The following is a 14,567-nucleotide window of genomic DNA, read 5'->3' as shown; positions in this document are numbered from 1 at the left end:
CCATCACCACCGGGTCACCGCGCCGTCCAGCACCGGCATCTGATATTGGACATCGAGGAAACCGTCGGACTTGAGCCCCACCTCATTGGTCTGGATAATGCCATCGTCGCGCTTGTCGGCCGCCACGGCATTGTAGACCGCTTCAGGTACGCGCTGGCCCCATTGGGCCACCACTTCGGTTTCGCCCGTTTCCTCGTTGAGAATGGGCAGGCTCAGCGCCTTGCCGTCCGGATCGATCGCCTCGACGACGAGATAGTAGTTCGTGGCATCGGTATTGATTTCCGGAAAAGTCCAGAAGCCCGACTGTTCGTCGGAACGATTGACGACACGCACGACATATTCCTGGCGCAGCTTGTCGCGCAGTGCCGTCAGGTCTTCGACGATCCCTTCGGCGCCGGGCCGATTGCCCTCGGCGGCAAAGGCCTTGCCCCGGTTGACCAGTGCCTCGGCCTGCACAACTGCCTGCTGCACCTTGGTCTCTTCGAAAATGGTGTTGTAGAGCGCATCCATCTGCGCCGGCAGGCCTTCGGTCAGTTCCACCTGGCTGCGGTGCTCCTGCCCGGCCTGGAAAGGCCTGTAGATGCCGAAATAGCCCACGCTCAGCACCAATAGGGCGCCGAGCGCCAGCAGCACCGGACGGCCCCAGGTCTTGCGACCCACATAGAGCCGGGCAAGCGTCGTATTCAAGCCGGGCGCCGGTGGGTCATAGGCAAAGCGGCTCTCGGCGAGTGCCTCGACCCCCTCCTTGAGAATATGGTCGGGAACCTCGATGCCCTGTTGCCGGTAGATTTCGCGCAGGCGCTCGATCAGCTGGCCTTCGCGTGCCGAACCATCGAGTTCGCGCGTCACCAGGTCTTGGCGATGGCGGAGCGTATCCACCACATCCATGGCCAGCATGACTTCATCGAGTGGGGCAGCCGGTTTGGCTGTCGCGTCGCTCATCCTCTTTTTTTAATCCCGTCGCCGCTATGCATAAATTCAGAGCATTCCGTGTTTTTGCCGGTCTCGTCCCACTCTCGATAGCCACCCCGGCGAAGGCCGGGGCCCATCTTGAGATTTCAGGATGGATCCCCGCAATGCACCCTCGGACTTGATCCGAGGGCCGGGATGACAGTCGGAGAGTTTCAGTTCTTGGTTTCGAGCAGCAGGGCATTGCCCTCGGCAGCCAGCGTCGCCAGGCGCCGCTTGCCGTCTTCCACCGCATCGCGGATTTCGGCCGAGTTCTTGGTCGAGGCAATCCGCATCTCATTGATGATGGTGCGGCTCTTTTCCTGGAAGTTGACCACGGAATCGACGAGCTTCTTGACGGCATCGGCGCGCACGGTCGGGCCATAGCCGGCCTTGACCGCTTCTTCCTGCACCTTGTCGCCAATCTCCGAGAGCGTTTCCAAGCTCTTGGACATGCCTTCCTTCATCGCATTCAGCGTCGCAGTCGACTCGTGGAGGCCAAACATGCCGGTGAACGAAGCCGAAAGCGCCGTAAGAACGGTTTCGTTGGTCGAGAAGAACGAGATCGACTGCTGATAGACGCGTTCCTTGGCATTGGTCGTCTGCATCAGGCGCGCCATCACCACTTCCGAAGTATTGTAGGAAATGGTCAGGTTGTCCGAGAGGTCCTTGGCGATCTGGTAGCGCTTTTCCTCGTTCTGCATGTCGCGCAGCTTTTCGTCGCGCGCCATTTCGAGGCGGGCGCGATCGGCCGGCACGTCACCGGCAAAAGCAGCCAGTTCGTCCGCCGCCTTCTGCAGGATATTCTTCTGCTCTTCGAGACGCTTTTCTGCCGTCTGCAGCACTTCGAGCGCCATCACTTCCGACTGCTTCAGCGCGCCGCGGAAATCGCGATAGGCCTCCAGGATCGTCTGCTCGCGATCGATCTGGTCCTTGGTATCCTTGGTGACTTCCAGATACGTGTCCCGGATCTTGTTGAAGCGCGTCGCGATATCGCCGCGGCTCACCTTCATCCACACGTTCGAAGCGCGTTCCAAGAGGTCGAGCTTGTTGTCCTGGAGCTGGTCGACCATGCCCTTGGCATCGTCGCGGATCGAGTCAAAGCCCTTGGTAATGTCTTCGTAGCGCTCGCCGATCTTCATGGCGGCAACCTGCTCGCGCACTACCTCGTTGAAGGCGCTCGCCTGGGAGAGCGTGCGGCCGATCAGGATGACGCGGGTCTCATCGAGTTCGGTGATCTGGCTCAGCAAGCCAGTGATCGGCTGCTCGCCCTGCTGTTCGGGCCAGATACCAAGATCGCGAATGGCGTTGACCGCCTTGTCCAGGTACTGCAACGGCTTTTCGGCAATGGCCGGCGCGGTGGTCTGCGGGGCGGTCGTCACTTGGTCGGTCATCATTTGCTCCCTGGCATAGTTTGGCTTTGGGGCCGGCATTTGCCTAAACCCTAGATTGCGCGTGGGGGCTCCGCTGACAATTGCATCCCCCCATCCCAGCAACTATTTAGTCCATATTGGTGCGAAAAAGCCGCACGTAAAGAGTAGGGTTCGCCACCATGGATGAGATCAGTCTTGCCCAAGCATTATGCCGCCTTTGCGACACGGTCGGCGACAGGGCAGGGCAGTCCTGATGGAGTTCGGCGGACGCTATAAAATGAGTGCCCCGCGCGCCCGCATCTGGGACGCGCTCAACGATCCCGAAATGCTCAAGGCCGCCATTCCCGGCTGCCATCTCATCGCCTGGTCGGGCCCGCAGACGCTCGATCTCGAGATCAAGGTCAATCTCGGCGTCATGCACCCGACCTTCAAAGGCGAGCTTGCGCTCTCCAATATCGTCCCCGCCGTCAGCTATACCCTTTCCGGCCGCGGCAAGGGCGGCATGCTGGGCCTCGCCGAAGGCAGTGCTGACGTCATTCTCAAAGATGATGGGGAAAACACCATCCTCACCTTCATCGCCAATGGCGGCGCCTCGGGCCAGATCATGAAGCTCGGCAAGGCCATCATCGGCAATTCCGCTCAGCGCATCATCGATAGCTTTTTCGAGCGTTTCGGCAGCGCCGCCGGCGTCGAGGTCATCCCGCTGCCGCGCGAAAATAGCTGAGCGTTTACGGACCCTTAACCACGTCCATATCCGCCCCGAACCGGCCTTAATCCCGCCGCTGCCTCCGATGTAGAGACAGGTTGTCCTTCATTACAATTTGTCTCAAATCGCCCATGTCCAGCTCGTCCCGCGACAGTCTCGCCCTCTACGTCATCGCCTTCGCCGCCATCCTCGCCGTGCTCTATGCCGATGTCGATCTCGGCGCCCTGTTCTCGGCCATTCTCGCCCGCTGGTAAGCGGACGGGAGAGCAAATTAACGCCAATTTTTGACCAATCGGAAAAATTTGACATCGTCCCTCTTGCGAAGGGCGTGATTGCACGATTTTATCGCCCTTCAGCGCATGCGGATAAACGAGGGTGCATTTCTTGCGTCCGCTGCGAGACAGGGAGACTAATCAATGAAATTCTCGACCCTTACCAAGGCCGTTGCCGGCGGCGTCGCTCTGAGCGCGCTCATGGCTGGTGCAGCCTTCGCTGACGCCGCTCTCGTCTATGACGGCGGCGGCAAGTTCGACAAGTCGTTCAACGAAGCCGCCTATAACGGCGCCGAAATGTTCAAGGCCGAAGGCGGCGCCTACCAGGATCTCGAAATCTCGGGCGACGCCATGCGCGAACAGGCCATCCGCCAGTTCGCTTCGCGCGGCAACAACCCGATCGTCATGCCGGGCTTCTCGTGGGAAACCGCGCTCAAGACCGTGGCGCCGGAATTCCCGGACACCAAGTTCACCATCATCGACACCGTCGTCGACCTGCCCAACGTGCAGTCGGTCGTCTTCAAGGAACAGGAAGGCTCCTACCTCGTCGGTATCCTTGCTGCCATGAAGTCGGAATCGGGCAAGATCGGCGTCGTCCCGGCCTTCAACTTCGACCTGCTTGAAGCCTTCGCCTGCGGCTATGCCCAGGGCGCCAAGTCCGTGAACCCGGATATCGAAGTGCTCGAAACCTATGTCGGCACCGGCTTTGAAGCCTTCAACGATCCCGGCAAGGCCACCGAAGTCGCCAAGTCCCAGCTCGACCAGGGCGCTGACGTGATCTTCCAGGTCGCCGGTGGCGCTGGCGCCGGCGTGCTCCAGGCTGCTGCCGACGCCGGCAAGTTCGGCATCGGTGTCGACAGCAACCAGAACCACCTGCACCCCGGCTCGGTCCTGACCTCCATGGTCAAGCGCGTCGACGTTGCCACCTACAATGCCATGAAGGGCGTTGAAGACGGCACCTGGGCGCCTGGCGTCATCGTTCTGGGCCTCGCCGAAGACGGCGTTGGCGCTGCCTTCGACGACAACAATGCTTCGCTCATCACCGATGACATGAAGGCTGCGGTCGAAAAGGCCTCTGCCGACATCATCTCGGGCGCTGTCACCGTGCACGACTTCCGCACCGACAAGGCCTGCCCGTCTCTCTAAGTGAACGAAGAAGGGGAGGACTTCCAATGACAAGTCTTCACCCGACAAACGCGCAGCGGTCCGAAGGGACCGCTGCTGCCCCGCTCGCTATCGAGCTTGTCGGCATCAACAAGCATTTCGGCCCGGTCCACGCCAATCGTGACATCCACCTCGCTATCAGGCGCGGCACGGTGCACGGCATTGTCGGTGAAAACGGCGCCGGCAAATCGACCCTGATGTCGATCCTCTACGGCTTCTACACCGCCGACAGCGGCGAAATCCGCGTCAACGGCACGCCCGCCCATATCACCGATTCCCGCCATGCCCTCGCTCTCGGCATCGGCATGGTCCACCAGCACTTCATGCTGGTCGACAATTTCTCCGTCCTCGAAAACGTCGTCCTCGGCGCCGAGGATTCCGCCTTTCTCGCTCCGACGCTGAACAAGGCGCGCACTCAGCTCAAGGCGCTGGCCCGCGACTACGGCCTCGAAGTCGATCCCGATGCGATCATCGAGAACCTCTCGGTCGGCCAGCAGCAGCGCGTCGAAATTTTGAAGGCCCTCTATCGCGGTGCCGAAACCCTCATTCTCGACGAGCCCACCGGCGTTCTGACGCCCGACGAGGCCGATCACCTCTTCCGCATCCTCGGCAAATTGCGCGAGGAAGGCAAAACCATCATCCTCATCACGCATAAGCTGCGTGAAATCATGGCCATCACCGACGAAGTCTCGGTCATGCGCCAGGGTGCCATGGTCAAGACGCTCAACACCAAGGAAACCTCGCCCGGCGAATTGGCCGAGCTGATGGTCGGCCGCCGCGTGCTCCTCCGCGTCGAAAAGGGCCCCGCCAGCCCCGGCAAGGTGCTGCTCGATGTTGAGGATCTCGTCGTCACCGACGATTTCAAGGTGCCGCGCGTCAAGGGCGTTTCCTTCCAGGTTCGCGCCGGCGAAATCGTCGGCATTGCCGGCGTCGCCGGCAATGGCCAGTCCGAACTCCTCGAATCCATCGCCGGCATGCGCGACCAGCTTTTGGGCACCATCCGCCTCAATGGCGAAGTGCTGAGCCTTGAAGGCGACGATGGCGCCGCCCGCGCCCGTGCCGCCGGCCTCGCCCACGTCCCAGAAGACCGTCTCCGCATGGGCCTTGTGACCACCTTTTCGGAGTGGGAAAACTCCATCCTCGGCTACCAGCACAGCTATGGCTCGGGTGCCGGCCTCGATATCGCCAAGGCCCGCGCCACGGCCGAGGAATACATCAAGAAATTCGACATCCGCCCGCCGAACCTTGATCTCAAAACCGCCAATTTCTCCGGCGGCAATCAGCAGAAGATCGTCCTGGCGCGCGAGATGGAGCGCAATCCCGATGTGCTCATCGTCGGCCAGCCGACGCGCGGCGTCGATATCGGCGCTATCGAATTCATCCACAATCAGATCATCAAGATGCGCGATGCCGGCAAGGCCATCCTGCTCGTCTCAGTGGAACTGGACGAAATCCGCTCGCTTGCCGACCGTATCCTGGTGATTTTTGACGGCAAGATCGTCGGCGAGGCCGATCCGGCGACGGCCGATGAAACCGAACTTGGCCTCCTCATGACCGGCTCGCATGCCGGCGATGTCGGCACCGTTTCCGAACCCGGCACGCTCGCCCCGCATGAAACGCCCGTGCAGCAGACCCTCACGCAGATGAGCCCGCAAGATAATTCCGGCAAGGATCCCAACCAATGACCCCTTTGCCACGCTGGGCCGACGTCGTCCTTCTGCCGCTCCTCAATGTCGTTCTGGCCTTCCTCGTCGGCGGTCTCATCGTTCTCGCTGTCGGCCAGAATCCGCTGCAGGCCGTGGGCATCATGCTCTATGGCGCCTTCGGCTATGGTTCGGGTTTTGGCTACACGCTCTACTACACGACCGACTTCATCTTTGCCGGTCTCGCCGTGTCGCTGGCCTATCACGCCGGCCTCTTCAATATTGGTCCCGAGGGTCAGGCCTATGTTGGCGGCCTCGGCGTCATCCTTCTGGGCCTCGCGCTCAATGGCGCCCACTGGGCCATTGTCTTCCCGTTGATGATCATCTGCGGCGGCGCCTTCGGCGCGCTCTGGGCCTTCGTGCCCGGCTATTTGCAGGCCAAGCGCGGCAGCCACGTCGTCATCACCACCATTCTCTTCAACTTCATCGCCACCTCGATGATGGGCTTCCTCATCTCGCGCGTCTTGAAGCCGGTTGGTGTCAATTCCGACGAAAGCGCCCCGCTCGAAGCCATCACCCGCGTGCCGCAGCTCAGGACGTTCATCGAGCTCTTCAAGAATTCGCCGGTTAACCTGACCTTCTTCCTCGCCATCATCGCGCTGTTCTTCATCTATTGGCTGATCTGGCGCACCAAGTTCGGCTATGCCGTCCGCGCCCTGGGCCAAAACCCGGTTGCCGCCAACTATGCCGGCATTTCCAACCAGAAGATGATCATGATCGTCATGGCCATGTCCGGCGTTCTCGCCGCCATGGTCGCGGTCAACAATGTCGGCGGCGTCCAGGGCCGCCTCATCCTCAACTTCGTCAATGGCGCCGGCTTCGTCGGCATTGCCGTCGCCTTCATGGGCCGCGGTCACCCCGTCGGCGTCGGCCTTTCCGCCCTTCTCTTCGGTATCCTGTACCAGGGCGGCCAGGAACTCGCCTTCCAGATGCCGGGCATCACCCGCGAAATGATCGTCACGATTCAGGCCCTCGTCATTCTCTTCACCGGCGCCATGGGCGACATGTTGCGTGCGCCGCTGGCACGATTGCTGGCTCGATCCAGTAGCCCGACGGGAGCCAAGTGATGGAAAGCTATCTCGTCGATATCACCCTGATCCTCGACTCGACGGTCCGCCTCGCGGTCCCGCTGATCCTTGCCTGTCTCGCCGGTCTCTATTCCGAGCGTGCCGGCATCGTCGACATCGGTCTCGAGGGCAAGCTCCTCGCCGGCGCATTCGCCGCCGCCTCCATGTCCGCCGTCACCGGCTCGGCCTGGCTCGGCCTTCTCGCCGGCATTGGCGCAGCCCTGATGTTCTCGGGCATCCACGGCCTCGCCTCGATCAATTTCAAGGGCAATCAGACCATTTCCGGCGTGGCGCTCAACTTCCTCGCTGCGGGCCTCACCACCTTCCTTGGCCAGTCCTGGTTCAAGCGCGGCGGCTATACGCCCCAGCTCTCGGGCGATCAGCGTTTCAACCCGATCACGCTGCCCTTTGCCGAGCAGTTGCGCGAGGTCCCGATCCTCGGCCAAATCTATTTTGAGCTGATCTCGGGCCACAACATCATCACCTATTTTGCCTTCATCGCCGTGCCGGTCACCGCTTGGGTCCTCTTCCGCACCCGCTTTGGCCTCCGCCTCCGCGCCGTGGGCGAAAACCCCAAGGCCATCGACACGGCCGGCATCTCGGTGACGCGCCTCCGCTATCAGGCCCTGATCATCACCGCCGTTTTGGTTGGTATCGGCGGCGCCTATCTCTCGATCGCCCAGTCCGCCGGCTTCAACAACAACATGTCCGCCGGCCGTGGCTATATCGCGCTTGCGGCGCTGATCTTTGCCAAGTGGCGTCCGGGTCCGGCTTTGCTGGTCTGTCTGATGTTCGGCTTCCTCGATGCGGTGCAGTTCCGTATCCAGGGCCAGGTCTTCCCCATCATCGGCGAAGTCCCGGTTCAGGCCATCCAGGCTCTGCCCTACATCCTGACGGTGATCCTCCTCGCCGGCTTCATCGGCCGCGCCGTGGCGCCAAAAGCTTCGGGCATTCCTTACACGAAGGAGCGCTAGGGCGTGCTCGACGTTTTGAAGACCTCATCCTGAGCCTGTCGAAGGACGAGGTCGAGCGAGTGGAGCTAGCCTGCCACGCCCTCGTGGTTCGACAGGCTCACCATGAGGTCTACTGAGTAAAATGAGCATGACCGATTCTGACGAGGCCCTGTTTGCGGCCGCCGAAGCCATTCGCGCAAAGGCCTATGCGCCCTATTCCAAATTCCACGTCGGCGCCGCCATCCTCGCCGACGACGGAAAAATCTACGCCGGCTGCAATATCGAGAACGCCGCCTATCCGCAGGGCAATTGCGCCGAGACCTCGGCCATCGCGGCCATGATCGCGGGCGGTGCCCATCGCATCAAGCGCATCTACGTCACCGGCCCCGGTCTCGCACCCGTCACCCCCTGCGGTGGCTGCCGCCAGCGCATCCGCGAATTCGCCGACCTCGACGTGGAAGTCATCTCCCACGGCGTCGATGGCGAACCGTTGGTGCAAACCCTTGGGCAATTGCTGCCGCACAGCTTTGGGCCGGAGTTTTTGGGCAAATGAGAGATTTCCGAGGCATCGAACCCCTCACCCTGACCCTCTCCCCGGAGGGGCGAGGGGACGCAGGAGCCGATAGCGATGTACCCGTAAAAGCACCGCCCGCCCGCCCATCGTCCCCTCGCCCCTCTGGGGAGAGGGCTAGGGTGAGGGGTCTTCAGCCCCACCCAGGCCCAAGCTCTCGTGAATGGGAATCCGCCCCATGACCAAAGCCGCCAAAACCATCCAGAAGATCGCCGGCAAAGACCCCATCGCCGCAGCGCTGGTTCTCGGCTCTGGCCTTTCCGCCATCGCCGATACGCTCGAAGACAAGGTCACCATTCCGTATTCCGAGCTCAAGGACTTTCCGGGCGCTGGCGTTTCCGGCCATGGCCGCGATCTCGTCCTCGGCATCATGGGCGGCAAGCGCATCGCCATCCTCACCGGCCGCGAGCACTATTATGAGCATGGCAACCCAGCCGCCATGCGCCCCGCGCTTGAAACCATGGCCGAGCTCGGCGCGGAAACCCTGCTGCTGACCAATTCGGCCGGCTCTCTCGATCAGCGCTTCGCCCCCGGCGACCTGATGCTGATCTCGGACCACATCAATTACAATGGCCTCAATCCCCTGATCGGCGAGCCGACCGACCGTCGTTTTGTCAACATGGTCGACTGCTACAACCCCGACTACCGCGCCAAGGCAAAAGCCGCAGCGGAGCGCCTGGGCATTTCCCTCGGTGAAGGCGTATATTTCTGGTATTCTGGCCCGAGTTTCGAAACGCCGGCCGAAATCCAGATGGCCATTCGCCTCGGTGCCAACGCCGTCGGTATGTCGACCGTCCCGGAAGTGATCGTGGGGCGGTTCCTTGGATTAAAAGTCTGGGCCTGCTCGTCCATCACCAATATGGGCGCAGGTCTTTCGAGCGAAAACATCAGCCATGAACATACCAAAACCATGGCGGTGCAAGGGGCGGCAAAGCTGCAAAAGCTGATCCCCGTCCTGGTGGAGGAGCTATGAGTCTCAAAGTCGTCGACAGCACCGTGAGCCACGCCCCGGCCCACAAGCGCAATCCCGGCTACCCCCTCGATCTCGATTGGGTCGAACGCGTCCGCATGAACCGCTCGGCCCTTGAGCGCCGCGCCGGCTCCATCGGCGCGCGCCGCACGGTGAAAAAGGACTACCAGCTCGCCTGGCTCCTCAAGGCGATCACGCTGATCGACCTCACGACCCTCAATGCCGACGACACCGCCGGCCGCGTCGAACGCCTCTGCGCCAAGGCCCGCAATCCGCTGCGCAGCGACATCGTCGAAAAGCTGGGCGTGCAGGACCTTCGCATCCTCCCCGGCGCCGTCTGCGTCTACCACACCTTCGTCAAGACCGCCGTCGATGCCCTCGAGGGCACGGGCATCCCCGTCGCCGCCGTCTCGACCGCTTTCCCGCACGGCCTCGCCCCCGTCGAAACCAAGATCGCCGAAATCGAAGCCTCGGTGAAAGACGGCGCCCAGGAAATAGACATCGTCATCGAGCGCGGCATGGTCCTGCGCGGTGACTGGCAGGCGCTCTACGATCAGGTCCGCGCTTTCCGCAAGGCCTGCGGCGACGCGCACATCAAGACCATCTTGGGCACCGGCGAACTCGCCACCCAGACCAACATCGCCAAGGCCTCGCTCGTCTGCATGCTGGCCGGCGCCGATTTCATCAAGACCTCCACCGGCAAGGAAAAGGTCAACGCCAATCTCGTCACCTCGCTGACCATGATCCGCATGATCCGCTGGTTCGGCGAAGAGACCGGCATCGAAATCGGCTACAAACCAGCCGGCGGCATCGCCACGGCGGGCGACGCGCTGAAATATATGGCGCTGATGAAGGAGGAGTTAGGCACCCGTTACCTAACTCCCCATTTGTTCCGCTTCGGTGCTAGCAGTCTGCTAACCGATATCGAGCGTCAGCTAGAGCACGGGTTAACCGGCCACTACGCTGCAGATTACCGTCAGCCGATGGTGTGAGGCCCCAAATGAACAAGATCGCGCAAATCTTCGAAACCCTCGAATACGGCCCCGCACCCGAAACCCCGGATCAGGCAAACGCCTGGCTCGACAGCAAAAACCGTGTTTTTGGTCACTTCATCAACGGCGCTTGGACTGCCCCGGGGAAAACCTTCCCCTCTACCAATCCGGCCAATGGCGAAAAACTCGCCGAAATCACCGACGGCACCTCTGCCGATGTCGATTTGGCCGTCAAAGCCGCCCGCACCGCCTTCCCACTCTGGAGCGGGCTAAGTGGTTATGAGCGTGGGAAATTTCTGTACTCTATCGCCCGCATGATCCAGAAGCACAGCCGTCTTTTCGCCGTGCTCGAAACCATGGACAATGGCAAACCCATCCGCGAAAGCCGCGATGTCGATATCCCCTTGGTAGCACGGCATTTTTACCATCACGCCGGCTGGGCCACGCACCTCGAACGCGAGTTCCCCGACCACGTCCCCTACGGCGTCTGCGGCCAGATCATCCCCTGGAATTTCCCGCTCCTGATGCTGGCGTGGAAGATCGCCCCGGCCCTCGCCGCCGGCAATACGGTGGTCCTCAAACCCGCCGAATTCACCTCGCTCACCGCGCTCTTGTTCGCCGAAATCTGCGAACGCGTCGGCCTTCCCAAGGGCGTCGTCAACATCGTTACGGGCGAAGGCGACACCGGCGCAGCGCTGGTAAACCATTCTGACGTTGACAAAATCGCTTTCACCGGCTCGACCGAGGTCGGCAAGATCATTCGCGCCGCGACGGCTGGATCGGGCAAGGGCCTCTCACTCGAACTGGGTGGCAAGTCGCCCTACATCGTCTTCGAAGACGCCGACCTCGACAGCGCCGTGGAAGGCTTGGTGGAAGCCATCTGGTTCAACCAGGGCCAGGTCTGCTGCGCCGGTTCGCGCCTTCTGGTCCAAGAGTCCATCGAAGAGCGCTTCATCGCCAAGGTGAAGAAGCGCATGGCCAATCTGCGCGTCGGCGATCCCCTTGATAAATCAGTCGATATCGGCGCGCTGGTCGCCCCGGTTCAGGTCGAACGCATCCGCGACCTGATGAAAAAGGGCGTTGCCGAAGGCGCCGTCGTCTATGAGCCCGATGGCGCCGTACCGTCCAACGGTTGCTTCCTGAAACCCGCCCTCGTCACCAATGTATCCCCGGCTAACACCCTTGTAGCCGAAGAGATTTTTGGCCCCGTGCTGGTCGCCATGAGCTTCCGTACGCCCGAAGAAGCCGTGGCTCTCGCCAACAACACCCGCTACGGCCTCGCCGCCACGCTCTGGAGCGAGAACATCAATCTCGCTCTCGATATCGCTCCCAAGCTCAAAGCCGGCGTCATCTGGATCAACGGCACCAACCAGTTCGACGCTGCCGTCGGCTTCGGCGGCTATAAGGAATCCGGCTATGGCCGCGAAGGTGGCCGCGAAGGCATGGGGGCTTACCTCAAACCCAAGTGGGAAAAGGATCTTAAGCCCGCTCCTGCTGCCAAGTCCGTCTCCGCCAAAGCCACGAATCCGCTCGATGCTGGTCACCTCGACCAGACGGCAAAGATGTATATCGGCGGCAAGCAGGCCCGCCCCGATAGCGGCTACAACCGTCCCGTCCATGGGCCCAAGGATGACCTCGTCGGCGAGGTCGGCGACGGCAATCGCAAGGACATCCGCAACGCCGTCGAAGCCGCCCGTGCCGCTCTAGGCTGGGGCACGACCGCGGCCCACTCCCGCGCGCAAGTGCTTTATTTCCTTGCCGAAAATCTCGACTACCGCCGCGACGAATTCGCTGCCCGCATCAAGGCGCAGACCGGCGAAGACGGTTCCAGGGAAGTCGCCCAGTCCGTCGAACGCCTCTTCGCCTTTGCGGGCTGGGCCGACAAGTATGATGGCGCCGTCCACAATCCGCCCATGCGCGCCGTCGCGGCCGCTATGGTCGAACCACTCGGTGTCATCGGCATTGTCGCGCCGCCCTCGCGCCCGCTGCTTGGCTCTATTGCCCTGATCGCCCCGGCCCTCGCCATGGGCAATGCCGTGGTGCTGGTCCCGTCCGACCGTTCGCCGCTCTCGATGACCGATTTCTACCAAGTGCTCGAAACCTCCGACATGCCCTCGGGCGTCGTCAACATCGTCACCGGTGAAAGTGTCGGCCTCGCCAAGACCTTGGCAGAGCATGACGGCGTCGATGGGCTCTGGTTTGCTGGTCCTGCCGAAGCTTCCGCCATGGTCGAAAAGGCCTCGGTGGGCAATCTCAAGCAGACCTGGACGAGCCGTGGCCTCTATTATGATCTCGCCGATCCACGCTTTGCCGGGGACTATTTCCTCAGCAAGGCAACGCAAGTGAAGAACGTCTGGATTCCCTACGGGGCCTGATCCGTTCCATCGGCCGGCATATCTCGGGAACGAGCGTGTCGGCCGAAGCCCCGTAGACAAATCGAGCTGAAACTCGAGGCAACACCTCTCCCGCGTTAGGCGGTGGGGAGGGGTGGAGCAACAAGCGCGCAAATCGCAAAGGGCCCGAAAATGGTCTTCCTCCCCCAGGAAGTAATCCTAAAAAAGCGCAATGGCGAAAAGCTTCCCAAGGACGATATCGCCCGTTTCATCGCCGGCTTTGCCGAAGGCACCGTGTCCCACGCCCAGGCCGCCGCCTTCGCCATGGCGGTCTATTTTAGGGATATGAGCATGGACGAGCGCGTGGCGCTCACCCTCGCCATGCGGGATTCTGGCACGGTGCTCGATTGGTCCGACCTTGACGGTCCGGTGGCCGACAAGCATTCGACCGGCGGTGTCGGGGACAATGTTTCGCTCATGCTCGCGCCGATCCTGGCTGCCGTCGGTATCTATGTGCCGATGATTTCCGGCCGCGGCCTCGGCCACACGGGTGGAACGCTCGACAAGTTCGATTCCATCCCCGGCTATCAGACCCAGCCCGACAACGCCCTGTTCCGCACTGCAGTGAAGCAAGCCGGTTGCGCCGTTATCGGACAGACCGCTGACCTGGCACCTGCCGACAAGACGCTCTACGCCATCCGTGACGTCACCGGCACCGTCGAATCCATTTCGCTGATCACGGCCTCGATCCTGTCGAAGAAATTGGCGGCTGGCCTCGGCGCGCTGATCCTCGACGTGAAGACAGGCTCCGGCGCCTTTATGCCGACCCTTGAAGCCTCGCGCGATCTCGCCAAGAGCCTCGTGAGCGTCGCCAATGGTGCAGGCTTGAAAACCGGCGCTCTGATCACCGACATGAACGAGCCTCTCGCCAGCGCCGCGGGCAATGGCCTCGAAATCCGCAATGCCGTCGATTTTCTCGCCGGCACGCACCAGGATCCCCGCCTCAAGGAGGTCACGCTCGCCCTCTGCGCCGAAATTGCGATGATGACGGGGATGGCGGAATCTATTGGCGCAGCGCGCATCAAGGTCGAGCAAGCCCTCGATAGCGGTCAGGCGCTCGAACAGTTTTCCAAGATGGTGATGGTCCTCGGTGGTCCCTTCGACTTCGCCGAGCGCATCGACGGCTATCTCACCCCGGCCCCGATTATCCGTGATGTCTTCGCCGAAGGGCAGGGCACCGTCGCCGAAATCGACACGCGCGGTGTCGGCATGGCTGTCGTCGCCCTTGGTGGCGGCCGTACCACGCCAACCGACAGGATCGATCACCGCGTCGGTTTTGATCGCCTGCTTGGCCTTGGCGCCGTCGTCGATCCCAAAACGCCCATCGCCCGCATCCATGCCCGTGACGAGGCGTCGGCAGTGGATGCCGAAAATCGTCTGCGCGCCGCCTATCGCTTTGGCCACAGCGCGCCCGAATTCCCGCTCATCGCCGACCGCATTACCCCCACGGAGTAG

Annotated in this window: 12 protein-coding genes and 1 pseudogene; 11 read left to right on the top strand and 2 right to left on the bottom strand. The window is 61.9% G+C overall.

The features are described from left to right. Positions 1–3: 3 nt before the first annotated feature. On the bottom strand, positions 4–942 hold the full coding sequence (locus JP75_RS11400) for a DUF6384 family protein (protein ID WP_035082858.1): 939 nt from the start codon (positions 940–942) through the stop codon (positions 4–6). A gap of 182 nt (positions 943–1,124) precedes the next feature. After that, positions 1,125–2,342, bottom strand: coding sequence for a hypothetical protein (locus JP75_RS11395; RefSeq protein ID WP_051960634.1), 1,218 nt, complete (start codon positions 2,340–2,342; stop codon positions 1,125–1,127). A 256-nt stretch (positions 2,343–2,598) separates the two neighbouring features. Here JP75_RS11395 and JP75_RS11390 point away from each other — a divergent pair, with 256 nt between their 5' ends. The 11 genes and pseudogenes from JP75_RS11390 to deoA all read left to right on the top strand — a co-directional run bounded on the left by JP75_RS11390 (position 2,599) and on the right by deoA (position 14,567). Next, the gene (locus tag JP75_RS11390; protein ID WP_160194677.1) at positions 2,599–3,045 is read left to right on the top strand and encodes an SRPBCC family protein; all 447 of its coding nucleotides are present in this window, start codon (positions 2,599–2,601) and stop codon (positions 3,043–3,045) included. A 113-nt stretch (positions 3,046–3,158) separates the two neighbouring features. Further along, positions 3,159–3,281 (top strand): hypothetical protein, encoded by a 123-nt coding sequence (locus JP75_RS27225; protein ID WP_280113993.1) that lies wholly within the window; start codon positions 3,159–3,161, stop codon positions 3,279–3,281. 162 nt (positions 3,282–3,443) lie between these two features. Beyond that, positions 3,444–4,445: a BMP family lipoprotein gene (locus JP75_RS11385; RefSeq protein ID WP_035082855.1), complete on the top strand. Its 1,002-nt coding sequence runs from the start codon at positions 3,444–3,446 to the stop codon at positions 4,443–4,445. A 26-nt stretch (positions 4,446–4,471) separates the two neighbouring features. Beyond that, positions 4,472–6,022, top strand: a pseudogene (locus JP75_RS11380) (ABC transporter ATP-binding protein); the annotation flags it as partial. 122 nt (positions 6,023–6,144) lie between these two features. After that, positions 6,145–7,233 (top strand): ABC transporter permease, encoded by a 1,089-nt coding sequence (locus JP75_RS11375; RefSeq protein WP_035082852.1) that lies wholly within the window; start codon positions 6,145–6,147, stop codon positions 7,231–7,233. Further along, entirely contained in the window at positions 7,233–8,207 is a 975-nt protein-coding gene (locus tag JP75_RS11370) for an ABC transporter permease (protein WP_035082850.1), read from the top strand. The genes JP75_RS11375 and JP75_RS11370 overlap by 1 nt, the downstream gene beginning before the upstream one ends. 127 nt (positions 8,208–8,334) lie before the next feature. After that, the gene (locus tag JP75_RS11365; RefSeq protein WP_035083057.1) at positions 8,335–8,739 is read left to right on the top strand and encodes a cytidine deaminase; all 405 of its coding nucleotides are present in this window, start codon (positions 8,335–8,337) and stop codon (positions 8,737–8,739) included. A 196-nt stretch (positions 8,740–8,935) separates the two neighbouring features. Continuing rightward, the gene (locus tag JP75_RS11360) at positions 8,936–9,730 is read left to right on the top strand and encodes a purine-nucleoside phosphorylase (protein WP_035082848.1); all 795 of its coding nucleotides are present in this window, start codon (positions 8,936–8,938) and stop codon (positions 9,728–9,730) included. Beyond that, positions 9,727–10,719, top strand: coding sequence for a deoxyribose-phosphate aldolase (gene deoC / locus JP75_RS11355; protein WP_035082846.1), 993 nt, complete (start codon positions 9,727–9,729; stop codon positions 10,717–10,719). Before JP75_RS11360 ends, deoC begins: the two co-directional genes overlap by 4 nt. Positions 10,720–10,727: 8 nt before the next feature. Beyond that, positions 10,728–13,094, top strand: coding sequence for an aldehyde dehydrogenase family protein (locus tag JP75_RS11350; RefSeq protein ID WP_035082844.1), 2,367 nt, complete (start codon positions 10,728–10,730; stop codon positions 13,092–13,094). 150 nt (positions 13,095–13,244) lie between these two features. After that, positions 13,245–14,567: a thymidine phosphorylase gene (deoA, locus tag JP75_RS11345; RefSeq protein WP_035082843.1), complete on the top strand. Its 1,323-nt coding sequence runs from the start codon at positions 13,245–13,247 to the stop codon at positions 14,565–14,567.

Origin of the sequence: Devosia riboflavina, from assembly GCF_000743575.1 — a bacterium.
GTDB lineage: Bacteria > Pseudomonadota > Alphaproteobacteria > Rhizobiales > Devosiaceae > Devosia > Devosia riboflavina.
This window is presented reverse-complemented; position numbering and strand designations above follow the sequence as displayed.